The sequence below is a fragment of the Acidobacteriota bacterium genome, from assembly GCA_016716715.1.
GTDB lineage: Bacteria > Acidobacteriota > Thermoanaerobaculia > UBA5066 > UBA5066 > Fen-183.
On sequence record JADJVE010000008.1, the window covers coordinates 237,271 to 261,242 of the forward strand.

General features: G+C 70.5%; 19 protein-coding genes. 9 read left to right on the forward strand and 10 right to left on the reverse strand.

The genetic code is table 11. From position 1 onward, the window contains the following. The first annotated feature begins 42 nt into the window (after positions 1–42). From IPL89_14465 to IPL89_14475, 3 genes are read left to right on the forward strand one after another with little or no spacing between them, the layout of a single operon-like run. Positions 43–624, forward strand: coding sequence for a sigma-70 family RNA polymerase sigma factor (locus IPL89_14465; protein MBK9064378.1), 582 nt, complete (start codon positions 43–45; stop codon positions 622–624). Continuing rightward, on the forward strand, positions 621–3,230 hold the full coding sequence (locus IPL89_14470) for a serine/threonine protein kinase (protein ID MBK9064379.1): 2,610 nt from the start codon (positions 621–623) through the stop codon (positions 3,228–3,230). Before IPL89_14465 ends, IPL89_14470 begins: the two co-directional genes overlap by 4 nt. A gap of 2 nt (positions 3,231–3,232) precedes the next feature. After that, on the forward strand, positions 3,233–5,485 hold the full coding sequence (locus IPL89_14475) for a DUF255 domain-containing protein (GenBank protein MBK9064380.1): 2,253 nt from the start codon (positions 3,233–3,235) through the stop codon (positions 5,483–5,485). Positions 5,486–5,498: 13 nt separating this feature from the next. On the opposite strand, the gene IPL89_14480 is transcribed toward IPL89_14475, so the two are convergent. The 7 genes from IPL89_14480 to IPL89_14510 form a co-directional block, all read right to left on the reverse strand. Further along, positions 5,499–6,008 carry a nuclear transport factor 2 family protein gene (locus IPL89_14480; GenBank protein MBK9064381.1) on the reverse strand — a complete coding sequence of 170 codons (510 nt, stop codon included), beginning with the start codon at positions 6,006–6,008 and terminating at the stop codon, positions 5,499–5,501. Positions 6,009–6,074: 66 nt separating this feature from the next. Continuing rightward, entirely contained in the window at positions 6,075–6,833 is a 759-nt protein-coding gene (locus IPL89_14485; GenBank protein ID MBK9064382.1) for a host specificity protein, read from the reverse strand. A gap of 110 nt (positions 6,834–6,943) precedes the next feature. Next, positions 6,944–8,233, reverse strand: a complete 1,290-nt coding sequence (locus IPL89_14490) for a citrate synthase (GenBank protein ID MBK9064383.1) — start codon at positions 8,231–8,233, stop codon at positions 6,944–6,946. A gap of 207 nt (positions 8,234–8,440) precedes the next feature. Then, positions 8,441–8,878 carry a CBS domain-containing protein gene (locus tag IPL89_14495; GenBank protein ID MBK9064384.1) on the reverse strand — a complete coding sequence of 146 codons (438 nt, stop codon included), beginning with the start codon at positions 8,876–8,878 and terminating at the stop codon, positions 8,441–8,443. A 90-nt stretch (positions 8,879–8,968) separates the two neighbouring features. After that, positions 8,969–9,757: a carbon-nitrogen family hydrolase gene (locus IPL89_14500; protein MBK9064385.1), complete on the reverse strand. Its 789-nt coding sequence runs from the start codon at positions 9,755–9,757 to the stop codon at positions 8,969–8,971. Between the two features lie 9 nt (positions 9,758–9,766). Then, positions 9,767–11,095, reverse strand: coding sequence for a beta-lactamase family protein (locus IPL89_14505; protein ID MBK9064386.1), 1,329 nt, complete (start codon positions 11,093–11,095; stop codon positions 9,767–9,769). 59 nt (positions 11,096–11,154) lie between these two features. Further along, complete coding sequence (locus tag IPL89_14510) at positions 11,155–14,010, reverse strand: FAD-binding oxidoreductase (protein ID MBK9064387.1); 2,856 nt, start codon at positions 14,008–14,010, stop codon at positions 11,155–11,157. 82 nt (positions 14,011–14,092) lie between these two features. On the opposite strand from IPL89_14510, the gene leuC reads away from it, so the two are divergent. Further along, on the forward strand, positions 14,093–15,505 hold the full coding sequence (gene leuC / locus IPL89_14515) for a 3-isopropylmalate dehydratase large subunit (protein ID MBK9064388.1): 1,413 nt from the start codon (positions 14,093–14,095) through the stop codon (positions 15,503–15,505). After that, positions 15,502–16,107, forward strand: coding sequence for a 3-isopropylmalate dehydratase small subunit (locus IPL89_14520; GenBank protein MBK9064389.1), 606 nt, complete (start codon positions 15,502–15,504; stop codon positions 16,105–16,107). Before leuC ends, IPL89_14520 begins: the two co-directional genes overlap by 4 nt. A gap of 1 nt (position 16,108) precedes the next feature. Here the strand turns inward: IPL89_14520 and IPL89_14525 are convergent, their stop codons facing one another. After that, positions 16,109–17,200, reverse strand: a complete 1,092-nt coding sequence (locus IPL89_14525; GenBank protein ID MBK9064390.1) for an endonuclease/exonuclease/phosphatase family protein — start codon at positions 17,198–17,200, stop codon at positions 16,109–16,111. Between the two features lie 204 nt (positions 17,201–17,404). Between IPL89_14525 and IPL89_14530 the strand changes: the two genes are divergently transcribed. Continuing rightward, the gene (locus IPL89_14530) at positions 17,405–18,025 is read left to right on the forward strand and encodes a hypothetical protein (GenBank protein ID MBK9064391.1); all 621 of its coding nucleotides are present in this window, start codon (positions 17,405–17,407) and stop codon (positions 18,023–18,025) included. A 21-nt stretch (positions 18,026–18,046) separates the two neighbouring features. Here IPL89_14530 and IPL89_14535 read toward each other — a convergent pair whose 3' ends face one another. Then, positions 18,047–18,937 carry a LysR family transcriptional regulator gene (locus IPL89_14535; GenBank protein ID MBK9064392.1) on the reverse strand — a complete coding sequence of 297 codons (891 nt, stop codon included), beginning with the start codon at positions 18,935–18,937 and terminating at the stop codon, positions 18,047–18,049. A 232-nt stretch (positions 18,938–19,169) separates the two neighbouring features. Between IPL89_14535 and ilvD the strand changes: the two genes are divergently transcribed. Next, a complete protein-coding gene (ilvD, locus tag IPL89_14540; GenBank protein MBK9064393.1) occupies positions 19,170–20,900 on the forward strand; it encodes a dihydroxy-acid dehydratase in 1,731 nt (576 codons plus the stop codon). Positions 20,901–20,950: 50 nt separating this feature from the next. Continuing rightward, complete coding sequence (gene ilvB / locus IPL89_14545; GenBank protein MBK9064394.1) at positions 20,951–22,615, forward strand: biosynthetic-type acetolactate synthase large subunit; 1,665 nt, start codon at positions 20,951–20,953, stop codon at positions 22,613–22,615. On the opposite strand, the gene IPL89_14550 is transcribed toward ilvB, so the two are convergent. Further along, complete coding sequence (locus IPL89_14550) at positions 22,546–22,959, reverse strand: hypothetical protein (protein MBK9064395.1); 414 nt, start codon at positions 22,957–22,959, stop codon at positions 22,546–22,548. The genes ilvB and IPL89_14550 overlap by 70 nt on opposite strands. Between IPL89_14550 and ilvC the strand changes: the two genes are divergently transcribed. Further along, complete coding sequence (gene ilvC, locus IPL89_14555) at positions 22,958–23,971, forward strand: ketol-acid reductoisomerase (protein MBK9064396.1); 1,014 nt, start codon at positions 22,958–22,960, stop codon at positions 23,969–23,971. The genes IPL89_14550 and ilvC overlap by 2 nt on opposite strands. Position 23,972 lies beyond the last annotated feature (1 nt).

The following is a 23,972-nucleotide window of genomic DNA, read 5'->3' on the forward strand; positions in this document are numbered from 1 at the left end:
AACAGGGGAAAGCGGCTCACGGCTAAGATCCGCTCGCAACTCATGACTGCCTCACCGCCCGGAGAGGTGACCCGGCTCCTGCTGGAGTGGAGCCGCGGGGATCGGGGCGCGCTCGACGCGCTCGTGCCCCACGTCTACTCCGAGCTGCGCCGGCAGGCCGACCGCTACCTGAGCCGCCAGCGCAGGGGGCACACGCTGCAGGCGACGGCTCTCGTCCACGAGGCGTTCCTCCGGCTCGTCGACCAGACGAGCGTGTCGTTCCGGGACCGGGCCCACTTCTTCGCCGTCGCTTCCCGCGCGATGCGTCAGATCCTCGTGGACCACGCGCGGCGGCGGCACGCCGACAAGCGCGGCGGCGCCGCGACGCGGCTCGTCCTCGAGGACGGGATCGCCTCCGTCCAGCCGCGCGGCGTCGACCTCATGGCGCTCGACGCGGCGCTCGAGCGCCTCGAGGAGCTGGATCCCGCGCAGGCGCGGCTCGTCGAGCTGCGGTTCTTCGGAGGACTGACCGTGGAGGAGACCGCGGTCGTCCTGGAGTGCTCGCCCGCGACCGTCAAGCGGTCCTGGAGCTCGGCCCGCGCGTGGCTGTACGGCGAGCTCGCGGGCGCGGGGGAGGGCGCGTGACGCCCGAGCGGTGGAAAAAGGTCCGAGGGGTCTTCGAACAGGTCCTCGAGCTCGAGGCGGACGCCCGGGCAGCGTTCATCGACGCTTCGGCGAAGGACGATCCGCTGCTCGCGGTAGAAGTGCGGAATCTGCTCGCTTCGGCCGAGGCCGCCGTGGACTTTCTCGAGGCGCCGGCCGCGGCGGCCGTGGTCCGCCTCCGCGAGGAAACCGATCCGCCGGGCACGCGCCGGGTGGGCCCTTACGTCCTCCACGAGAAGATCGGCCAGGGCGGGATGGGGCGCGTCTACCGCGCGGCGCGCTCCGACGAGGCGTACCACCGGCAGGTCGCACTCAAGATCGTGAATCGGGGTATGAACACGGAGTTCATCCTCCGGCGCTTCCGAAACGAACGCCAGATTCTCGCGGGCCTCGACCACGCCAACATCGCCCGGCTCTACGACGGCGGGACGACCGAGGACGGCCTTCCGTACTTCGCGATGGAGTACATCGAGGGCAAGGACCTCCTCGCATGGTGCGACGCACATCGGCTGTCGATCACGGCCCGCCTGAACCTCTTCCTCGAGGTGTGCGGCGCGGTCGCCTATGCGCACCGGAACCTCGTCGTCCACCGGGACCTCAAGCCGAGCAACATCTTCGTGACGGTCTCCGGCGTTCCCAAGCTGCTCGATTTCGGGCTCGCGAAGATTCTCAACGCGGACGTCTCCTCCCACACGGCAGACGTCACGGGGGTGGACGCGCGCCTCCTGACGCCGGAGTACGCGAGTCCCGAGCAGGTGCGCGGTGAGAGGATCACGACGTCCAGCGACATCTATTCGCTCGGCGTCATCCTCTACGAGCTGCTGACGGGCCGCCGTCCGTACAAGCTGAAGACACGGGATCCCGGCGAGATCGCGCGTGCCGTGTGCGAGGAGGAGCCCGAGCGGCCGAGCGCCGCGATCTCGCGCGTGGAAACCGTTCCGGCCCGGGACGCCGAGGACGATGTCGCGCTCACGCCCGAGTCGGTCGCCGCGACGCGTGAGGGGGATCCGGTCCGCCTCCGCAAGCGCCTCGGCGGCGATCTCGACACGATCGTCCTCATGTGCCTGCGCAAGGAGCCGCAGCGCCGGTACGGCTCGGTCGAGCTGCTCGCGGAGGACCTCCGGCGCCACCTGGACGGGCGCCCCGTCCGCGCCCGCAAGGACACAGTCGGGTACCGGACCGGCAAGTTCGTCCGCCGGAACAAGGTCTATGTCGCGGCGGGCGTGCTCGTGGCGGCATCGCTCGTGATCGGGCTCGGGGTCTCGCTGCGTCAGACGCGGATCGCGAGGGCCGAGCGGGCGCGGGCCGAACGGCGGTTCGCCCAGCTCCGCCGCCTCGCCCGCACCTTCCTCTTCGACGTCCACGACGCCATTTCCGACCTGCCGGGCGCGACGAAGGCGCGCAGCCTCCTCGTGAAGGAGGGGCTGGGCTACCTCGACAGCCTCGCGCAGGAGGCGGGCGACGACGGGGCCTTGAAGGCCGAGCTCGCCGAGGCCTATCTGCGGCTCGCGCAGCTTCAGAGCGCTGTCGGCACTTCGAACGAGGGCGAGAGCGCCGCGGCGCTGCCGAGCTTCCGCAAGGCGGTCGATCTGCGCGAAGCGCTCGCGGCCCGGACCGCCTCCGGGTCCCGCGAGGAGGACGAGCTTGCCGAGGCGCAGATCCGTTACGCCGGGTTCCTCGTGAAGACCGGCGACCTCAAGGGCGGAATCGACTGGGGCCGCAAGGCGGTTGCTCACCGCGAGGCCGTGCTCGCGCGATCGCCGAACGACGCCCGGGCCGCCGCGCGGCTCGGGACGACGCTCCAGATGAACGCCTACGCGATCTCGGCGGACGGCGCTCCTGCCGAGGCGCGGAAGCTCCTCGAACAGTCTGTCCGGCACTTCGAGATGGCGGCGGCGGCGCCGCGGCCCGAGGCGTGGCTTCCGCAGGGGCTCGCGTGGGCGTACGCGGACCTCGCGGAGACGTACGAGCGGACCGGCGACTTCCGCACGGCTCTCGTGTACCTCGAGAAGACGCGGACGCTCGACGAGGCGATTCTCGCGAACGACCCGCTCAACGTCCGCGCGCGGCTCCGCCTCGTCTTCGCGCTCGCGGACATCGGCTACAACCTCATGCGGCTCGGCGAGGCCGCCCGGGCCCTCGATGCGACCCGCCGCGCCCTCCCGATCGCCGAGGCGCTCGCGTCGGAGGACCTTCGCAACCAGCAGGCCCGGTCCGCGCTCGGCATGACGAAGCTGATGCTCGGCGATATCCTCGTGCCGGCAGGTCAGCCGCACGAGGCCGTCGAGCACCTCGGCGCCGCCGCCGCGATCTTCGAGGCGATGGCCGCCTCCGACCCGCTCAACGCGTGGGCGCGCGTGCAGCTCGGGCGCACGTACGCCGCGAGCGGGGACGCGTGGTCCGCCCTCGTGAAGGGTCCGCGCGGCGGCGAAGCCCCGGCGCGCGCCTGCGGCTACTATCGCCGGTCAGCCGATGCGCTTTCCCTCCTGAAGGCGGAGGGGCGGCTGCCGGGGATCGAAATGCCGAGAATCGACGAAGTCACGGCCCGCGTCGCCCGCTGCGGGAACGCTCCCTCCGCGGGGAGGTGACGATGCCGAACCGCCTCGCCGGCGAATCGTCCCCCTACCTCCTCCAGCACGCCCACAACCCGGTGGACTGGTACCCGTGGGGCGAGGACGCGTTCGCAAAGGCCCGCGCCGAGCGGAAGCCCGTCTTCCTCTCGATCGGGTACTCCTCCTGCCACTGGTGTCACGTCATGGAGCGGGAGTCGTTCGAGAACGCTGCGGTGGCCGACCTCCTGAACGAGCACTTCGTCTCGATCAAGGTCGACCGCGAGGAGCGCCCCGACGTGGACGACGTGTACATGACGGCCGTGCAGCTCACGACGGGCCGCGGCGGATGGCCGCTCTCGGCGTTTCTCCTGCCGGACGGCAAGCCGTTCTTCGCGGGGACGTACTTTCCGCCCGAGGACCGGCACGGGAGAGCCGGATTCAAGACGCTCCTCCTCCGGGTCGCGCAGGCCTGGGGCAACGACCGCGCGGCGCTCGAGGACTCGGCCCGCCAGATCTCCGAAGAGGTCGCGCGCGCGGCCGACCCGGCCGGCCGCGTCGGCACGGCGGCGCTCTCGCGCGACGCGCTGCTCCTGCCGGGCGCGGCGCTCGCGCGCGCCTTCGACCCGCGCCACGGCGGCTTCGGCGGCGCGCCGAAGTTCCCGCCGCACCTCGCGCTGGAGTGGCTGCTCGCGCGCGGCGCCGGAGGCGACGCCGCGGCGCTCGCGCACGCCATCGGAACGCTCGACGGCATGGCGCTCGGCGGCATCCGCGACCACCTCGGCGGCGGCTTCCACCGATACTCGACGGACGCCGAGTGGCTCCTCCCGCACTTCGAGAAGATGCTCACGGACAACGCCCAGCTCCTCGGCGTCTACGCCGTGGCGTACTCCGCGACGGACGACCCGCTCTACGCCGAGGTCGCGCGCGAGACTGGCGACTACCTGCTGCGCGAGATGCGCGGCACGGAGGGCGGGTTCTACGCGGCGACGGACGCGGACTCGGAGGGGGAAGAGGGAAGATTTTTCTGCTGGGACCCGAGAGAGATCCGGGAGATTCTCGGAAAGGAACGGGGAGAAGATTTCTGCGAATGGTATGGGGTTCGTGAGGGCGGCAACTTCGCCGAGGAAGCGACGGGCCACCGCACCGGCGCCAACGTTCTTCACCTTTCAAAGAAAATCCCCTCTTCCTCTGAATCCCGTCTTGCTGCGTCCCGCGCGGCGCTCCTCGCCGCGCGAGCAAAACGAACTCCTCCTTCCCTCGACGACAAGCGCGTCGCCGGGTGGAACGCGCTCGCCGTGTCCGGCTTCGCCGTCGCGGCGCGCGCGCTCGCCGAGCCGCGTTACCTCGAGGCCGCGCGCGTCGGCGCGCGCTTCCTGCTGAACGTCTCGCGCCTGCCGGACGGCGTCCTCGCGCGGACGTGGAAGGCCGGGGAGGCGAAGATCCCCGCGTTCCTCGAGGACGAGGCGTTCCTCGCGCTCGCGCTCCTCGATCTCGCGGACGCCGAGGGCCCCGGCGCGGCCGGGATCTGGCACGAGGAGGCGAAGGCGGCCGTCGCGTCGCTCCGCGCGCGCTTCCGCCGCCGGGACGGCCCGGGCTTCACGTTCTCGGGGACCGGGAACGAGACGCTGCTTTCCAACGGGCGCGATCTCTTCGACAAGGCCGTCCCCTCGGCCTCCGGCGCCGCGGCGCGCGCGCTCGCGCGCCTCGCGCTCGTGACGGGCGATCGCGCGCTCGCGCGGGAGGCGAGGGACGCCGTGGACGAGGTGGGCGGGCTCATGGCGCGCTCGCCGCACGGCATGGAGTCGTGGTTCTTCGCGCTGGAGCTTCTCTTCGAATTCGAGGACAGATTTGGAGAAGGGAAGAGAGAGATTTCTTCGAGTGTGAAGAGGGGAGGGGACGAGGCTGCCGATTCGGCCGTACGCGTCGAGGCGGTGGCCGTCGAGCCGCGCGTGCCGCGCGGCGAAAAGGGCGCGTTGCGGCTGCGCATCGCGATCGCTCCCGGCTGGCACCTGCAGGGGCCGGACGGCCTGCGCGTCGAAGCGTGGGGCGGTTCCGAATTCACCTTCGAAGAAGTCCCCCTTCCGGCGCCCCTGACGCTGACCAGCTCGGCGCGCGACGACGAGACGGGCTGGTACGGGACCTTCGAAGCGAATCTGTCCTTTTCCGTGTCCCGAAACGCGGCGAAGGGAAAGAGGGACGTGAGCGTGCGCGTGACCACCCGCGCATGCGGCGAAGGTGCGTGCCGCCCGGACGAGGTACTTTCGCTCTCGGTCCCGGTCGAAATCGTCTGACCGCGGCCGGGCGTCAGTGCCCGGCGACTTTCTTCTTCACGTAACGGACGCCCGCGCCGATCACGGGCACGTGCTCGTAGATGAACGCTCCCATGTCGAAGTAGTCGCGGTGGTACACGGCCTTGCCGCCCTTGAACCGGAAGTGCGAGACGCCGGGCACGGCGATCTCCTTGCCGCCCGCGATCGCCTTGTGGCGCATGTGCATGACCCACGGCGCGAAGACCTCGTCGCCCTGCTCGACTTCCTTGTCGAAGTCGAACCGGATCGAGATGAGGTTCTCGTACATCTTCGAGTAGTACGCCCGGATCCCCGGGACGCCGCGGATCTCGGAGACCGGGTCGCGAAAGAGGATGTCGGGTGAATAGAAGTCGTCCAGCAGATGCAGCGAGTCCTTGTTGAACGCGTTGAAGAACGTGGAGATGGACGGGTGCGATTTCGGCACGGAAGCCTCCTCGGGGCGTGCGGGAGCGGCGCCGATCAGGAGCGCAAAGAGCACGAACGGGACGATCGGGCGTCGCGGCATGGGGCCCCTTTCCGCGGCGGAGAGCCGCCGCTGACGGTCTCTACGACGGGGACGCCCCGCGGGATCTCAGCCGAGGGCGCCGAAGTACGCGGCCGCGCCGTTCTTGAGGAGCGCCGTCACGTTGTGGAGAAGGATGCGGTGGCCCATGGCCATCAGCTCCTTCGCGCGGGCGCCCGTCTGTGCGGTCGTCCCGACGAGGAGCCCCGCGTCGAGCACCGTCTTCGTGATCCGGTCGACGGCCTGCTCCACCTCGGGCCGGGCCGGGCCGCCGGGATAGCCCATCGCCATCGCGAGGTCGCGCGGGCCAATGATGAAGCCGTCGACGCCGGGCACCCGCACGAGGTCGTCGAGGGCCGCGACGGCCTCGAGCGTCTCGATCTGCGGAAGGACGAGCGTCTCGTCGTTCACCCGCTCGACGTAGTCCTCGATCTTCTCGGGGCCGAGCGTGAACCTGTTCGCGCGCACCGGCGCGATGCCGCGGAGGCCCTTCGGCGGGTACTTCATCGCCTCGACGAGGCGCCTCACGTCGTCAGTCTCGCGCACGCCGGGCAGCATGATCCCCATCGCGCCCGCGTCGAGGTACTGGAGGATGAGCTTCGGGTCGAGGCCGCGGGGCCGGACGAGAAGCGTCAGCCCGGCGAGCTCGCACGCGCGCGCCGCGTCCTCGGCCTCGCGCGGCCCGGCCGTGCCGTGCTCGGTGTCGAGGAGGTAGAGGGAGAAGCCGAGGAGCCCGAGCGTCTCGAGCGTCGAGGCTTCGACGTTGGGGGAGAGAAGGCCGTGAACGGCCTCGCCGGCCTTCAGCCGGGCCTTGAGCGATTTCGGCATGGAACCCTCGCGGGGATCGTAACTCCCCCCGGAACGGGAACGCCGCCGGGGCTTTCGGGGCCGCGGCGGCGTCGGGATCCGGGGACGACCGGGCAGCGCCCGGTCAACCGTCAGCGTTTCTCGAAGGGCACGATGTGACGCTCGCCGGAGCCGAGATAGATCTGGCGCGGGCGGGCGATCTTCTGGTCGTTGTCGGCCATCATCTCGTTCCACTGCGCGAGCCAGCCCGACATGCGGGGGATCGCGAAGAGGACCGGGAACATGTCGACGGGGAACTTCATGGCCTGGTAGATGAGGCCCGAGTAGAAGTCGACGTTCGGGTAGAGCTTCCGCTTGACGAAGTACTCGTCCTCGAGGGCGATCCGCTCGAGCTCGAGCGCGATGTCGAGGAGCGGGTTCTTGCCCGTGACCTCGAAGACCTGCTCGGCCATGTTCTTGATGACCTTGGCGCGCGGGTCGTAGTTCTTGTAGACGCGGTGGCCGAAGCCCATGAGCTTCGTCTCGCCGCCGGACTCCTTGACCGACTTGATGAACTCCGGGATCTTGGACTTCGAGCCGATCTCGAAGAGCATGCGGAGGACGGCCTCGTTGGCGCCGCCGTGGAGCGGGCCGTAGAGGGCGCCGATCGCGCCGGCCGCCGAGACGTACGGGTCGGCCTCGGACGAGCCGATCGCGCGCATCGCGTTCGTCGAGCAGTTCTGCTCGTGGTCCGCGTGGAGGATGAAGAGGATCTCGAGCGCCTTCACGAGCGTCGGGTTGGCGACGTACTTCGGCTCGACCGCGCGGTACATCATCTGGAGGAAGTTCGCGGTGTAGGAGAGCTCGTTGTCGGGGTACGAGAACGGCCAGCCGATCGAGTGGCGGTACGCGAACGCGGCGAGCGTCGGGATCTTCGCGATGAGGCGGATGATCTGCTGCCGGCGCGTCTCGGGCTCGCGGACTTCCTTGGCCTCGGGGTAGAACGTCGAGAGCGCGGCGACCGTCGACGAGAGCATCCCCATCGGGTGCGCGTCGTACCGGAAGCCCTTCATGAGGCTCTTGATGTTCTCGTGCACCATCGTGTGGAACGTGATGTCGTTCGTCCACGACTCGTACTGCGCCTTCGTGGGCAGCTCGCCGTTCACGACGAGGTACGCCGTCTCGAGGTACGTCGTCTTCTCGGCGAGCTCGGCGATCGGGTAGCCCCGGTAGTTCAGGATGCCCTTGTCCCCGTCGATGAACGTGATCGTGCTCTTGCACGATGCCGTGTTCAGGAACGCGGGGTCGTAGGTCATGAGGCCGAAGTCGGTCGGCTGTTCCTTGATCTGGCGCAGGTCGATCGCGCGGATCGTCCCGTCCTTGATCGGCAGGTCGTACGCTTTCCCGGTCCGGTTGTCGGTGATCGTCAGGGAATCGCGCATCTTGGCGGAACCCTCCTGCGCCTTCGCATCGGGCGCGACTGTCGTCGCCATTTGAAATCCTCCTCTGGGCCCGGCTGGGCCTCCGGGTCGTCCCAGAAGAATGGGGACGGGAGAACCGACCGGAAATGATGAGGATGCGCTAGTTCTTCATCGGTTGTGACGAATTTCACAAGCGATGACGCCCGGGGGCTGGGGGGAGGGGTGGCTTCAGCCCGAGACGCCGTCGTAGCCGAGGTAGGCCTCGAGGACGTTCACCTCGTGCTCGAGGTCCGCGATCCGCTCCTCCATGACGTGCCGAAGGGAGACCATCCCGACGACCTTCTTCTTGCCGTCGACGATGGGGAGGTGGCGGATGTGGTTCGCCGCCATCTTTTCGGCGGCGACCGCCTCGTCTCCGGGGGCCGGGATCGACAGGACGTCGGCCGTCATGACGGCCGAGATGGGCGTTTTCGCGGGGTCGCGCCGCGCGAGGACGATCTTGTCGAGGACGTCGCGCTCGGAAAAGATGCCCGTCATCTTCTTGCCCTTCATGACGACGACCGCGCCGATGCGCTCCCTCACCATGGTCTTGACGGCCTCGAGGACCGTGGAGGTCTCTTGAACGGTGATCGCGGGGCGGGAACTGTTCCGAAGCAGGTTCGCCATGGCGGACTCCTCTCGCAGGCTCGCGCCTGAGGACAATCTGGGAGCCGCCGGAGGAACCGGCCTTGATGCAGAAGGATCAGGTCGAGAGGGTCAGCGCGTGTAGCCGGGGCGTCGGTCGTCCAGCGCCGGGAACTTCGCGCGCGCGTCGGCGACGACGGCCGGGTCGACGTCGGCGATCAGGACCGTCTCGGTCTCGGCCGCGCTGACGAGCGTCTCGCCCCACGGCGACGTCACGGACGAGTCGCCCATGTGCCGGTTGCCCTTGCCGTCCTCGCCCACCCTGTTCACGCCCGCCACGTAGGAGAGGTTCTCGACCGCCCGCGCCTTGAGGAGCAGCCGCCAGTGGTGGCGCCGGCGCTCGGGCCAGTTCGCGACGACGGCGAACAGGTCCGTGCCGTCGGCCGCGAGGCGGAAGGGCTCGGGGAAGCGCAGGTCGTAGCAGACGAGCGGCGTGACGCGCAGCCCCTCGATCTCCCACGTGACGACCTTCGACCCTTTTGCGTAAACGGCGTCCTCGCCCGCGAACGAGAACGGGTGGAGCTTCGTGTAGCGCGAAACGTCGCCCTCGGGCGTGACCCAGAGCGCGTTGTTGCACGGCAGGGGCGAGGGCGCGCCCGTGGCGTCGCACGTCTCGGCGAGCCCGGCGACGAGATGCAGCCCGAGGCCGCGCGCCATCCCGCGCAGCCACTGCTCGCTCGGCCCGCCCGGCGGCTGCGCGATCTTCCCGCCGTCCATCGAGAAGCCCGTGGCGAACATCTCCGGCAGCAGCGCCAGCGACGCGCCGCCGTCCGCCGCGCGCTTGAGCAGCTTCGCCGCGCCGGCGTGGTTGGACTTCCAGTCTTCCCAGGCGAGGTCCATCTGGAGGAGGGCGACGCGCACGGGGGGAGATTACGGCTTCTGCGGCACGCGCGTCACCTTGATCGGCTTGCCGATCCACGGGGCCGTCACCACGAGCTCGGGCGCGCCCCCTTCGCCCGCGATGAGCTTCAGGGTCGCCCAGTCGAGCGGCATGAACCATTCGTCGGGGCCGGTGCGCAGCAGGGCGCTCACGCGCGACGCGCTCCACGTGGCGACGGCCTTCCCGTGCGAAGCCTCGAGCGTCACCGGCATCGGGAAGCTCTCCACGAGATACGACCCGGCGATCCGGGGGTCGAGCGGCGCCGCCTCGCCGCGCGCGGGCGGCTCGACGGGCTTGACGCTCTCCCCGAACGCGGCCGCCGCCGCGGAATCGGCGATCGGCCCCGTGACGTTCGCGTAGTTGTTCGAGAGGACGACGACCGTCACGCCGTCATCGGGGAACCAGAGCGTGCGCGCGTTCGCGCCGGGAAACGCTCCGCTCGAGGAGATCACGCGCCGGCCGCGCGCCTTCGTCGGCGGGAAGACGGCGAGGGGGTCGGTCCCTGCGGGCAGGAGCTTGCCCGCGGCGAGCGCGCGGTGGAAGCGCAGGAGGTCGCGCGCCGTCGCGTACCCCGAACCGCCGCCGACTTTCCAGGACGCGTCCTCGGGGCCGCTCACAGCGAGCCCTCGCGCCGCGAGCGGGTCGGGCATGTAGCCGGACGCGAGACGCGGAACGACGGAAAGCGTGTCGAGGTCGCCGGCGTCCGTCATGCCTGCGGGCGCGTAGAGGCGCCTCTTGATGACGGCTGCGAACGACGCCCCCTCGACGCGCTCGAGAACGTAAGCGAGGACCGCGTAGTTCGCCGTCGTGTAGAAAAACGTTTCGCCGGGCTCGCTCGCGAGCGGCGTCTTCGCGAGCAGCGCGACGACCTCCTCCGGGGTGAGGCTCGCCGGGATCGTCCTCCGCAGGCTCTCCGGGTCGCGGATCCCGGACTTGTGGTTCAGGAGTTGCGAGACCGTGATCCGGTCGGCCTTCGGGAACGCGGGGGCCCACTTCGCGAGCGGGTCGTCGAGCGAGAGCTTCTTCTCGGCGGCGAGCTGCTGGAAGAGGAGCATCGTGAACCGCTTCGTGATGGACGCGATCCGGAATCGCGTGTCCGGGCGGTTCGGGACGGAGAACTCCTGGTTCGCCATCCCCCACGCTTTCTCGAACAGGACCTCGTCTCCCCGCGCCACGAGAACGACGCCGCTGAAGACGTCTCTCTCCGCGAGCGGCGCGACGACCGACTCGACGGCCTTCGCGAGCGCGTCCGGCGGGACGGAAGCCTCCGCGGGAGGGGCGAACGCGACGAGCACGAGGGCGGCGGCGGCGAGGCGCATGAAGGTCCTCCTTCCAGGTGCCGGAGAGACGCCGGGCCGCGCGAAAAGGTTCCTCCGCGTCAGGAAAGCCCGGGACGCGTCGCGCGCTCGACGAGGTGAACGAAGGAGCGGTAGCGCTCGCCCGTCGCGCGCGAGAGGCCGGCCTCGCACGTGCGGCTGGACGACCAGTGCCCCGCGGCGCGGGCACCCTCTTTCACCTCCGCGGCCTCGAGGCGCGTCGCCGAGGCGGTCAGCTCGGGGACGAGAAAGCCGCGGTCACCGGCGAAGCCGCAGCAGCCCGCGTCCTTCGGGACCACGGCTTCCTCGGCGCACGCGCGCGCCACCGCCTCGAGCTTCGGGACGAGGCCCATCTTCACGAGGGAACAGACGGGATGCAGCACGGCCGAGGGCTCGCGGCGCGTCACGGTGAGTTTCGGCAGGAGGACGTCGTGGACGAACGCGACGCCGTCGAGGATCGTGAGCGCGTCGAAGCGCTTCCGGTTCTCCTCCGTGAGGGCCTCGCGCGAATGGAGGAGGCCGTACGTGCACGGGCTGGTGTCGACGAAGACGGGCAGCCGCCCGGCGTCGGACCAGCGCCAGAAGTTCGCGATCGCGCGGTTCGCGGCGAGCGCGTGCGCCTCGGCGTAGCCCTTCGACGAGAACGGAACACCGCAGCACGTCCCGGCGGCGTCCGGTGGGACGTGCACGGCGACGCCGGCGCGCGCCGCGAGCGCGACGACCGTGTCCACGAGCGGCGGCGTGTCGTCGCCGGCCTCGGGTCCCATCGTCCGCGAGATGCAGGACGGGAAGTAGATCGCCTGCGCTCCCGCCGCGGACGTCCGAGCCCGCATGACGCTCGCGGCGCGCGGCATCTCGGCGCTCCAGAGCGGGAACGAACCGCCCGCGACCGCCCTCAGCGCCCGCGTGAGGCCCGTCATCGCCCGCGCCCCGAGGAGCGACTGCACGGCGTGCCCCATGCGCAGGCCCATGCGCAGCGCCGGCTCCACCAAACGAAACGCGCGTGCGACGAGCGCGGCGGCCGTTCGCGCCGCGGCCGGGTGCCGCGCCGCGCGGAAACGCTTCGTGAGCTGCCCCGTGTCGATCTTGACCGGGCAGGCGGTCGCGCAGAGCCCGTCCACGGCGCACGTGTCGAGCGCGTCGTACGGGAAGTCGGCTTCGAGGGAGGCGCGAAGGTCGGGATCGCCGCGCGTGTCGTCGAGGCGCGCCAGCTCGCGGCGCACGACGATGCGCTGGCGCGGGGTGAGCGTGAGGTCGCGGCTCGGGCACAGCGGTTCGCAGAAGCCGCACTCGATGCAGCGGTCGACCTCGTCCTCGACGGACGGGATCGGCTTGAGATCCTTCAGGTGCGCGCGCGGGTCGGCGTTCAGGAGGACGCCGGGGTTGAGGAGCCCGGAGGGGTCGGCCAGCTCCTTGACGCGCTTCATGACGGCGTACGCGTCGGGCCCCCACTCCGTCTCCACGAACGGCGCCATGTTCCGGCCCGTGCCGTGCTCGGCCTTGAGCGCGCCGTCGTAGCGCTCGACGACGAGCCGCACGACGTCTTCCATCAGGCGGGCGTACTGCGCGACGGCGCGCGCGTCGCGGAAGGACTGTGAGAGGACGAAGTGCAGGTTCCCGTCGCGGGCGTGGCCGAAGATGATCGCGTCGGCGTAGCCGTGCTTCGCGAAGAGGGCCGTGAGGTCCGTCGCCGCGTCGGCGAGGCGCTCCACCGGGAAAGCGACATCCTCGATGATGACGGTCGTCCCGCTCTTTCGGACCGCGCCGACCGACGGGAACATCCCCTGCCGCACGCGCCAGAGGCGCGCCTGCTCGGCGGCATCGTGCGTGAAGCGCGCGGGCTCCACGAGCGTCAGGCCGGCCGCGGCCGCGTTCGCGGCGCGTCCGAGCTTCTCGCGCTCGTCCTCGCGCGCGGCCTGAAACTCCGCGAGGAGGCCGGCGGCGCCCGGCGGGAGCGTGCGCAGAGCGGCGGGCACGCCCGGCTCGTTCTCGACGGAGCGCAGGGCCGCGCGGTCCATGACCTCCAGCGCCTTCGCACCGGCCGCGTTGAGCGGGACGATCGCGGCGCAGGCCGCGTGGAGATCGGGGAAGAGGAGGAGGCCCGTGACCTTGACCGGAAGGTCGGGCACCGTGGCCAGGACCGCTTCCGAGAGGAAGGCGAGGGTGCCCTCCGACCCCACGAGGAGGCGCGCGAAGACGTCCACCGGGCGTTCGAAGTCGAGGAAGGCGTTGAGCGCGTAGCCGGTCGTGTTCTTCGTCCGGTACTTCGCGCGGATGCGCGCCGCGAGCGCCGCGTCGGAGACGACGCGCGCGCGCAGGTCGGCGAGGCCCTGCCACAGCGCCGGCTCCTTCGCGCGGAGGACGTTGTCCGCCTCGGGGCTCGCGGTGTCGATCGCCGTGCCGTAGGGAAGCAGGAACGTGAGCGACTCGAGCGTGTGGTACGCGTTCTGCGCGACGCCGCAGCACATCCCGCTCGCGTTGTTCGCGACGATGCCGCCGAGCGTGCACGTGGCGATGGACGCGGGGTCGGGCCCGATCTTCCGGCCGAACGGCTTCAGGGCGCGGTTCGCGTGCGCGCCGATCACGCCCGGCTGGACGCGGATGCGCGCCCCGTCGCCCTCGACCGTCAGGCCGCGGAAGCCGCGCGCCGTCTCGACGAGGACGCCGTCCGTGACGGACTGCCCCGAGAGGCTGGTTCCGGCCCCGCGGAAGACGAGCGGCACGCCGTGAGCCCGCGACACCGCGAAGAGGCGCCGGACCTCGTCGGCACTTCTCGCGTGGACGACGGCCTTCGGCACGAGGCGGTAGAAGCTCGCGTCGGACGCCCACGCAATCCGGTCGATCGCGCGCGTGAGAACGCGGTCCTGCCCGACGGCCGCGGCGAGTGCAGCAGCGAGCGGCGCCGGGGTTTCTTCCATTCGTGGGCGATCCTAGCCCGCGGACGCCCCCTCTTACTTTCTAAGAAATCTTCTCTTCCTCTTCTTTGCTAGGCTGAATGCGATGGGCCGCTCGCTGCTCTCGAAGGTCTGGGACCTCCACGCCGTCCGGAAGCTCCCGACGGGTCAGACGCAGCTTTTCGTCGGCCTGCACCTGGTCCACGAGGTCACGAGCCCGCAGGCGTTCGCGATGCTGAAGGAGAACGGCTGGAAGGTGGCGTTCCCGTCGCGCACGGTCGCGACCGTCGACCACATCATCCCGACTCTCAGCCTCGCGCGTCCGTTCGCCGACGCGCAGGCGGAGGAGATGCTCGTCTCGCTCCAGCGGAACTGCCGCGACTTCGGCGTGCCGCTCTACGACCTCGGCGCGCCGGAGCAGGGCATCGTCCACGTGGTCGGGCCCGAGCTCGGCTTCACGCAGCCGGGAATGACGATCGCGTGCGGCGACAGTCACACGTCCACGCACGGGGCGTTCGGTGCGCTCGCGTTCGGGATCGGCACGTCGCAGGTGCGCGACGTCCTCGCCTCGCAGTGCCTCGCGATGGACCCGATGAGGCTCCGCCGGATCGACGTCGCCGGGCGTCTCGCGCCCGGCGTCTACGCCAAGGACGTCATCCTCGCGATCATCCGGACGCTCGGCGTCAAGGCGGGCGCCGGCTACGCGTACGAGTACGGCGGCGAGGCCGTGGACGCGATGTCGATGGACGAGCGGATGACGCTCTGCAACATGTCGATCGAGGGCGGCGCGCGCGCGGGCTACGTGAACCCCGACGCGACGACGTTCGCGTACCTGAAGGGCCGGCCGGCCGCTCCGAAGGGCGATGCCTGGGAGCGGGCCGTCGCGTGGTGGGGCTCGATGGCCTCCGACGCCGACGCCGCGTACGACGACCGCGTGACGCTGGACGGCGGGGCGCTGGAGCCGCACGTGACGTGGGGGATCAACCCTTCGCAGAGCGCGGGGATCTCCGGCCGCGTGCCGAAGGCAGCCGACGCCCCTCCCGACGGCCGGGCCCAGATCGCGGAGGCTCTGGACTACATGGGCTTCGCGGGCGGCGAGGCGATCGCGGGGACGAAGATCGACGTCGCGTTCATCGGCTCGTGCACGAACGGGCGCCTCTCGGACCTGCGTGAGGCCGCGCGCGTCGTGAAGGGGCGGAAGGTCGCGAAGGGCGTCAAGGCGCTCGCGGTGCCGGGATCGAACGCCGTCCGCGCCGCCGCCGAGAAGGAAGGCCTCGACGCGATCTTCCGCGAGGCCGGCTTCGAGTGGCGCGGCGCGGGCTGCTCGATGTGCCTCGCGATGAACCCCGACCGTCTCGAGGGGCGGCAGGTCTGCGCGTCGTCCTCGAACCGCAACTTCAAGGGCCGGCAGGGCAGCCCGACGGGCCGCACGCTCCTCATGAGCCCGGCGATGGTCGCGGCGGCCGCGGTCGCAGGCGAGGTCGCGGACGTGCGAACGCTGCTCGGGGGCGCGCGATGAGCCTGCCCGCGATCCGCCGCGTTTCGGGCACGGCGCGCCCGCTCGCCGGCGACGACATCGACACGGACCGGATCATCCCGGCGCGCTTCCTCGTCTCCGTGACGTTCGACGGCCTCGGCGCGCACGCCTTCGAGGACGACCGCAAGGCCGCGACGGCGCGGGGCGAGGTCCACTCCTTCGACGACTCGAGGTTCTCCGGCGCGTCGCTCCTCCTCGTGAACCGCAACTTCGGCTGCGGCTCCTCCCGCGAGCACGCGCCGCAGGCGCTGCTGCGCGGCGGGATCAAGGCGGTCGTGGGCGAGTCGTACTCGGAGATCTTCTTCGGAAACTCCGTCGCGATCGGCCTGCCGTGCGTGACGCTTCCGCACGACGCGATGGCGGCGCTGCAGAAGCTGGTCGCGCGGGATCCCGCACGGATGCTCGCCCTCGACCTCGAGACGAAGACGCTCGCGGTGGGCGAGGCGACGTTCGAGGTCGCGATGCCGGAAAACGCGCGCCAGGCGTTCCTCTCCGGGCACTGGGACGGCACCTCGATGCTGCTCGACCGCTTCGAGGCGGTCGAGCAGCTGGCGAAGCGCCTGCCCTACGTGGCCGGGTTCTAGCCTACGGCTTGAAGGTCGCGATCACGCCGGCGTGGTCGGACGCGTAGGGCGGCATGGAGTGGCCCTGGACGGGCGCGATCACGCGCTCGGAGTTGATCAACCGGATGTCACCCTTGAAGAAGAAGAGGTCGATCCGTTCGAAGGGCTTCGACTCGGCGAAGAACGGGGGCGCCGGGTACTGGTCCTCGAGGTAGAGCGGCCATGTGAGCCCGAGGTCACCCCGGCCGTGGGTCGCCGGCCAGCCCTCCGTATATCCGGCGGCCTCGAAGATGCCGACCGTCGGCGTGTCGTCCACGAAGCCGCCGTGGTTCGCGTCGGAGTTGAAGTCGCCGCAGATCACGACCGGGGTCGTGCCGCCCTGCATCGCCAGGATCAGCTCCTCCGCCTGCGCCATCTGGACGAGAGTCGCCGCCGGAACGCCCGCGATCGGAGTCTCGAGATGAGTCGTCGCGAAACGGAACCACTTGTCGCCCACGTGGACTTCGCCGGAGATGTAGCCCGCGATCACGTTCAGGCCCGGCGCGAACGGGAGGAAATTGACGAACGTATGCGTCTGGAGGTTGTCCAGGTAGAACTTCGGCCGTTTCAGATCGGAGCGGACGAGGACGGCGTTCCGGTCGGTGAATCGGAGGGCGCCGCCGATCAGGTCGCCCGGCAGCGCGAGGTCGTTCAGCGACTGGACCGCGACGAGGTCGTAGGGGGCGCGGGCCTTCACGAGCGCCGCCTGGAGAAGGGCGAGTTGGTCGAAGACGGGGAAGTCGGCCGTGTCGGGATCGGGCCCGAACCTCCAGAGAACGGCTTCCTGGAGGGCGAGGATGTCGGGCTTCTTGGCGGCGATCCGGGCCGCCATCACCTTGGCGCGTCCCTCGAAGTTGCTCGCCTGGAGCTCGGCGAAGGTGAGGTCGACGGCCTCGGCAACGGTCGCGGGGAACTGACCCGTCAGGACTCCGATGATGTACGTCAGGTCCGTCCCGTCATCCATGTTCTGGGTCATCATCGTGACGGGCACGTTCGCATCGGGCTTTGCGGCGTTGGTCGGGAACGCGATGACGGCGAGGGCACAAACAGCAAGGGCCGCGAGTTTTCGCAGCATGACTCCTCCTTGCTGGCTCGGGGCGCTCCGGAGGTCAGCCGCGTATGTCCGCTTGGGCACACCGGAGCCGACCTCGGGTCAGTGCTCAACACATGGGTGCCCGGCCGCGCGCCGGCCCTGATGCAGTTGAATCACGAGAGCCCGGGATAAGCTCCGTCCACGATGCATGCAGTTCGACCTCTCCGAGCCGTTCTCGCCCTCGGCTTGACCGCTGCTGCCCCGCTCGCCGCACAGGGGACGTTTGCGGAGACCCGCAAGCCGGTACCCGCCGTGAGGAAGGCCGCGTTCGCGTGTCCGGCGGGGCAGATCGTCTTTCAGAAGACGGACGGGAACTTCACCTGTATCGCCGCGGACGCAAACCCGTGCCCGCCGGGCCGGATTCTCGACAAGACGACGAAGCCGGGAGTTGCGGTGTGCGGGCCGCTTCCGACGAAGACGCCGTACTCGTGTCCGGCGCCGCAGGTCGTCTTCCAGAAGGCGGACGGCCAGCTCACCTGCATCGCGCCCGACGCGAAGCCGTGCCCGCAGGGCCAGGTCCTCGAAAAGACAGCCTCTTCGGGGCACCTGGCGTGCAAGCCGCTGCCCGCGCGTACGCCGCCCGCGTGTCCGGCGGGGCAGGTCGCCTTCCAGAAGGCGGACGGGAACTTCACCTGTATCGCCGGGGACGCAAACCCGTGCCCGCCGGGCAGGTTCTTCGACACGACGACGAAACCGGGAATTGGCGAGTGCAAAGGGCTTCCGGCGAAGACGCCATTCGCTTGTCCGGCGGGGCAGGTCGCCTTCCAGAAGCCGAATGGCCAGTTCGTCTGCGTCGCGGGCCCCTGACCTTTCCGACCGCGTGAAGGCTCAGCGCTCGGAGGCGCGGGCCTCCCGCACCATCTCCAGGAACGCGTGCGCCGCGGGGCCGAAGTTGCCGGCCGCGCGGTAGACGAGCCGCAGGTCGCGCGGGCGGCGCAGCTCGGGCAGCGTGGTCGCCGCGAGGCGGCCGGCCTCGATCTCGGAGAGCGCCGTGCGGCGGGGGAGCAGGGCGACACCCATCCCGCGCTCGACCGCGCGCTTGACGCCGTCGAGGCTCGGCAGCGAGATCTTGATGTTCAGAGCGACGCCGCGCTCGGAGTACGTGCGGAGCACGCGCTCGCGGGCGGGCGAGGGGTCGCTGTGCGCGATGACGGTCTCGCGCCCGAACTCCTCCAGAGTGACGCGCTGTTTCTTCGCGAACGGGTGCGACGGGAGCGAGAGGACGACGAGCTCGTCGGAGGCGAGGACGACGGTCTTCAGCCCCTCCTCGGGAGGCACGAAGGCGACGACGCCGAAGTCGAGCGCTACGGCGAGGACGTCGGCCCCGAGGAGCCGCGAAGGCGAGCGTTTCACCTCGAACTCGACGCCCGGGTGCGTCTCGCGGAAGCGGCCGATGAGCGGGATCACGACCTCGAGGCCCGCCTCGTTCGCGCCGATCACGACGCGCCCGCGCTTGACGTCCTTGAGGTCGCGCACGGCCCGCTCGGCCTCTTCTGCCACGGCGAGGACGCGCTCGGCGTAGCCGAGGAGCGTCTTGCCGGCCTCGGTCAGCCGGACGTCGTGCGTCGTGCGGTCGAAAAGGTCGGCTTTCAGCTCGTCCTCGAGCCGGCGGACGGCCTGGCTGACGGCCGACTGCGTGCGGAACAGGCGCACGGCCGCCTTCGAGAAGCCCCTCTCCTCGGCCACCATCAGGAAGACGCGCAGGGCGGCTACGTCCATAAGCAGGGCTAATAATATCAAAAGTAATATGAGTTTGACGACTTGCCCCGGAAAGAGTGCAATGCGCCTCGTGATTTCGAACCTCGGCGCCGTCTCCGTCGTCGTCCTCCTTATCGGGGAGATTCCTCTCGTCCTTACGGAGGGGATCGGGGCGGGCTGACGGGGACCTTAGAAACCACCAGCAACCGCCCCGCACCCGCGGGGCTTTTTTTTTGGGTCCGGACTATTCGGGATGGAGGCCAGGGAAAACGTGAAGAGCGACGCGATCAAGAAAGGCCCGGCGCGGGCTCCCGCGCGCGCGATGCTGCGCGCGACCGGCCTGACGCCCGCCGACCTCGAGCGCCCGCTCGTCGCCGTCGTCCACCCGTGGACGGACCTCGGCCCGTGCAACTTCTCGCTGCGCGCGCTCGCCGAGGAGGTCAAGGCCGGCATCCGCGAGGCCGGCGGCACGCCGTTCGAGTTCGGGACGATCGCGATCTCCGACGGCATCTCGATGGGGACGGACGGCATGCGCGCCTCGCTCGTCTCGCGCGAGGTCATCGCGGACTCGATCGAGCTGGCGGTCTCCGGCCACGCGCTCGACGCCGTCGTCGCGCTCTGCGGCTGCGACAAGACGATCCCCGGCGCCGCGATGGCGCTGGCCCGTCTCGACATCCCCTCGGTCGCCCTCTACGGCGGCTCGATCGAGCCGGGGAAGGTCGCGGGCAAGGACCTCACGATCCAGGAGGTCTTCGAGGCCGTCGGCGCGCACGCGGCCGGGAAGATCTCCGACGAAAAGCTCTGCGACGTCGAAGCCGGCGCGTGTCCCGGCGCGGGCGCCTGCGGCGGCCAGTTCACGGCGAACACGATGGCGACGGCGCTGACGTTCCTCGGGCTCTCGCCGATGGGCGCGAACGACGTCCCGGCGACCGACCCCGCCAAGGCGGGCGTCGCGCGCGCCGTGGGAAGGCTCGTCATGGACCGCCTGAAGGACGGCCTCACGCCGTCGAAGATCCTGACGCGCGCCGCGTTCGAGAACGCGATCGCGTCCGTCGCGGCGACGGGCGGCTCGACGAACGCGGTTCTCCACCTTCTCGCGATCGCGCGCGAGGCGGGCGTGCCGCTCGTTCTCGACGACTTCGACTCGATCTCGGCGCGGACGCCGCTCTTCGTCGACCTCAAACCGGGCGGCCGCTTCACGGCGCCCGACCTCGCCCGCGCGGGCGGCTCGCGTCTCGTCGCGCGGCGCCTCGTGGAAGCGGGCCTCCTGAAGAACGCGAAGACCGTCTCGGGCCGCACGCTCTTCGAAGAGGCGGAGGACGCCGTCGAGACGCCCGGGCAGGAAGTCGTCCGCCCGGTGTCGAAGGCGCTCAAGCCGCACGGCGGGCTCGCGATCCTGCGCGGCACGCTCGCGCCCGAGGGCGCCGTCGTGAAGCTCGCGGGACACGAGCGGCTGCGCCACACGGGTCCGGCCCGGGTGTTCGACGGCGAGATCGCGGCGTTCGCGGCCGTGCAGGCGCGCGCGATCGTGGCCGGCGACGTCGTCGTGATCCGCAACGAGGGGCCGAAGGGCGCGCCGGGGATGCCCGAGATGCTCGCCGTGACGGCCGCGCTCGTGGGGCAGGGGCTCGGCGAGTCCGTCGCGCTCGTGACGGACGGCCGCTTCTCCGGGGCGACGCACGGCTTCATGGTGGGCCACGTCTCGCCCGAGGCCGCGTCCGGCGGTCCGATCGCCTACGTGAAGGACGGCGACCGCGTGACGCTGGACGTCGTCGCGCGCCGCCTCGACGTCCAGATCGGCGAGGCCGACATGGCCGCCCGCCGCCGCGCGTACCGCGCCCCCGCGCCGCGCGCGACGGGCGGAGTCCTCGCGAAGTACGCCCGCCTCGTCTCGTCGGCCTCCGACGGCGCCGTGACCGGGACGTTCGCGGGAGTCGAGGCGTCCGAGCCGGCGACCACCGTTCCCGCGGGGAGGACCGCATGACCGCGCAGGCGAAGGCCCAGCCGAAGGTCCGCACGACCGCCGCGCGCGCGATGGCCGACGAGCTGGTCGCGCAGGGCGTGACGCACATCTTCGGCCACCCGGGCGGCGCCGCGCTGCCTCTTTACGACGCGCTCCACAGCTCGCCGATCCGCCACCTCCTCATGCGGCACGAGCAGGGCGCCGCGCACGCCGCGCAGGGTTTTGCGCGCGCGACGGGCCGCCCCGGCGTGTGCCTCGCGACGTCCGGCCCGGGCGCGACGAACCTCGTCACCGGCCTGACGGACGCGATGCTCGATTCGACGCCCGTCGTCGCCCTCACGGCGCAGGTCGCGACGTCGCTTCTCGGCCGCGACGGCTTCCAGGAAGCCGACATCGTCGGGATGACGCAGGGAATCACGAAGCACAACTGGCTCGTCCTCGAGCCCGACGACGTCGCCTCCACGGTCCGTTACGCGTTCCGCGTCGCGGCCATGGGGCGCCCGGGGCCCGTCCTCGTCGACGTGCCGCGCGACGTCCTGCAGGGCGAGGTTGCGTCCGAGGGCCCGTACGACGACCCTGCGAACATCGCGGACGTTCAGAGGCGCGCGGACGCGGTGTCGCTCCGCCGCGCGGCCTTCGCGATCTCGAACGCGCGCCGCCCGGTCCTCTACGTGGGCGGCGGCGTGATCTCGTCGGGTGCGTCCGCCGAGGTGCGGCGCCTCGCGCACAAGACGCGAATCCCCGTGACGACGACGCTCATGGGCAAGGGCGCGTTCCCCGAGACGGACCCGCTCTCCCTCGGGATGCTCGGGATGCACGGCACGGCGTACGCGAACTGGGCGATGCACGAGAGCGACCTCATCATCGCGCTCGGCGCGCGCTTCGACGACCGCATCACCGGCAAGCTCGCGACGTTCGCGCCGCACGCGAAGATCGTCCACCTCGACATCGACCCGGTCGAGATCGGGAAGATCCGCAAGGCGGACTACCCGCTGCACGGCGACGCGAAGACGGTGCTGAAGCAGCTGCTCCCGCTCGTCGGCGCGCCGCACACGAACGGCTGGCACGACCGGATCGCGGCGTGGAAGGACGAGGCGCCGCTCGCCTACGAGCAGACGGGCGACGTCATCCTCCCGCAGTTCGCCATCGAGACGCTCTGGAAGATGACCCGCGGCCTCCGTCCGATCGTCACGACCGACGTCGGCCAGCACCAGATGTGGGCCGCGCAGTTCTGGAAGTGCGACGAGCCGAACACGTTCATCACGTCGGGCGGCCTCGGCACGATGGGCTTCGGCCTCCCGGCCGCGATCGGCGCGCAGTGCGGGATGCCCGACCGCCTCGTGATCAACCTGAACGGCGACGGCAGCTTCCAGCAGACGATGCAGGCGATGGCGACGGCCGTCGAGGAGAACCTCCCGATCAAGGTGATCGTCCTCGACAACCAGAACCTCGGGATGGTCCGCCAGTGGCAGGACCTCTTCTACGAGCGCCGCTTCTTCGCGGTGGAGCTGAAGAACCCCGACTTCGCGAAGCTCGCCGAGGCGTTCGGGGCCGCCGCGTTCCGCGTCAACCGTCCCGAGGAGCTCGTCCCGGCCTACGAGGCCGCGCTCGCCGTGAACGACCGCCCCGCGCTCGTCCACGTGCGGACGGACGGCAACGAGAACTGCTACCCCATGTGGCCCGCCGGCCAGTCCATCGACACGATGGTCGTGTCGGATCCCCGGAAGAAGAGCTGAGAGAGATCAGGAGGCGCGCGATGCAAGAGACCTATGAAATCAAAGCGAAAGATGCTCCCGGCCTTCTGGCGAGGGTGGAGTCGCTTTTCAGGCGGCAGCGCGCGCCCATCCGGAGCTTTTTCTTCGAAGGGTGTGAAGGCGGTCCGGTCGCGAGGCTCGTCCTCGTCGCGGAAGCCGACGAGGATCGCTCGAATCTCCTTCAGAAGCAGCTCTTGCGCCTCGAGGACGTGATCGAGGTCGTCCGGTCGCGCGACACCGCCGCCCTCGCGCAATCGGAATTCACACTCGAAGAAAAAACGGCGTAATCCGAACCGAACCATTAACTCGACGAGGAACTTCTTCATGGCCACGATCTGGTACGACAAGGACGCCGACATCTCCCGCCTCAAGGGCCGGACGGTCGCGATCATCGGGTACGGCAGCCAGGGGCACGCGCACGCGCTGAACCTCCGCGACAGCGGCGTTTCGGTCGTCGTGGGCCTCCACGCGACGTCGAAGTCCGCCGCGAAGGCGCGCGCCGAGGGCCTCACGGTCCTGCCGGTGGACGAGGCCGTGAGGCGCGCGGACATCGTCATGATCCTCACGCCCGACACCGGCCAGAAGCAGCTCTGGGACGAGGCGATCGCGCCGCACATGAAGGCGGGGAAGACCGTCATGTTCGGGCACGGCTTCAACATCCGGTTCGGCCAGATCGTCCCGCCGCCCGACGTGGACGTCTCGATGATCGCGCCGAAGTCGCCGGGCCACCGCGTTCGCGAGCTGTACCAGGAGGGCGCGGGCACGCCGGCGCTCCTCGCCGTCGAGCAGAACGCGAGCGGCCACGCGCGCGAGGACGCGCTCGCCTACGCGAAAGCGCTCGGGACGACGCGCGCCGGCGTCCTCGAGACGACGTTCGCCGAGGAGACGGAGACCGACCTCTTCGGCGAGCAGGCCGTCCTCTGCGGCGGCACGTCCGCCCTCGTGAAGGCCGCGTTCCAGACGCTCGTCGACGCGGGCTACCAGCCCGAGGTCGCCTACTTCGAGTGCCTCCACGAGCTGAAGCTCATCGTCGACCTGATGTACCGCGGCGGCCTGAACTACATGCGCTACTCGATCAGCGACACGGCCGAGCACGGCGACTACACCGCCGGCCCGCGCATCGTGACGGACGCGACGCGCAAGGAGATGAAGAAGATCCTCGAGGAAATCCAGGAGGGCGTCTACGCCGAGAACTGGATCGCCGAGAACCGCGCGGGCCGCCCGAACTTCGAGGCGACGCGCGAGAAGGAGCGCACGCAGCTCCTCGAGACGGTCGGCGCCGAGCTGCGCGAGAAGATGCCGTTCCTGCAGCCCGTCGTGATCGGGAAGGTGGCCTGAC

Coding starts and splice junctions, on each gene's coding strand:
- IPL89_14465 (MBK9064378.1), top strand. CDS start 43: ATGACTGCCTCACCGCCCGGAGAGGTGACCCGGCTCCTGCTGGAGTGG.
- IPL89_14475 (MBK9064380.1), top strand. CDS start 3,233: ATGCCGAACCGCCTCGCCGGCGAATCGTCCCCCTACCTCCTCCAGCAC.
- IPL89_14480 (MBK9064381.1), bottom strand. CDS start 6,008: ATGCCGCGACGCCCGATCGTCCCGTTCGTGCTCTTTGCGCTCCTGATC.
- IPL89_14485 (MBK9064382.1), bottom strand. CDS start 6,833: ATGCCGAAATCGCTCAAGGCCCGGCTGAAGGCCGGCGAGGCCGTTCAC.
- IPL89_14490 (MBK9064383.1), bottom strand. CDS start 8,233: ATGCGCGATTCCCTGACGATCACCGACAACCGGACCGGGAAAGCGTAC.
- IPL89_14495 (MBK9064384.1), bottom strand. CDS start 8,878: ATGGCGAACCTGCTTCGGAACAGTTCCCGCCCCGCGATCACCGTTCAA.
- IPL89_14505 (MBK9064386.1), bottom strand. CDS start 11,095: ATGCGCCTCGCCGCCGCCGCCCTCGTGCTCGTCGCGTTCGCCCCTCCC.
- IPL89_14510 (MBK9064387.1), bottom strand. CDS start 14,010: ATGGAAGAAACCCCGGCGCCGCTCGCTGCTGCACTCGCCGCGGCCGTC.
- leuC (MBK9064388.1), top strand. CDS start 14,093: ATGGGCCGCTCGCTGCTCTCGAAGGTCTGGGACCTCCACGCCGTCCGG.
- IPL89_14520 (MBK9064389.1), top strand. CDS start 15,502: ATGAGCCTGCCCGCGATCCGCCGCGTTTCGGGCACGGCGCGCCCGCTC.
- IPL89_14525 (MBK9064390.1), bottom strand. CDS start 17,200: ATGCTGCGAAAACTCGCGGCCCTTGCTGTTTGTGCCCTCGCCGTCATC.
- IPL89_14535 (MBK9064392.1), bottom strand. CDS start 18,937: ATGGACGTAGCCGCCCTGCGCGTCTTCCTGATGGTGGCCGAGGAGAGG.
- ilvD (MBK9064393.1), top strand. CDS start 19,170: ATGGAGGCCAGGGAAAACGTGAAGAGCGACGCGATCAAGAAAGGCCCG.
- ilvB (MBK9064394.1), top strand. CDS start 20,951: ATGGCCGACGAGCTGGTCGCGCAGGGCGTGACGCACATCTTCGGCCAC.
- ilvC (MBK9064396.1), top strand. CDS start 22,958: ATGGCCACGATCTGGTACGACAAGGACGCCGACATCTCCCGCCTCAAG.
- IPL89_14550 (MBK9064395.1), bottom strand. CDS start 22,959: ATGAAGAAGTTCCTCGTCGAGTTAATGGTTCGGTTCGGATTACGCCGT.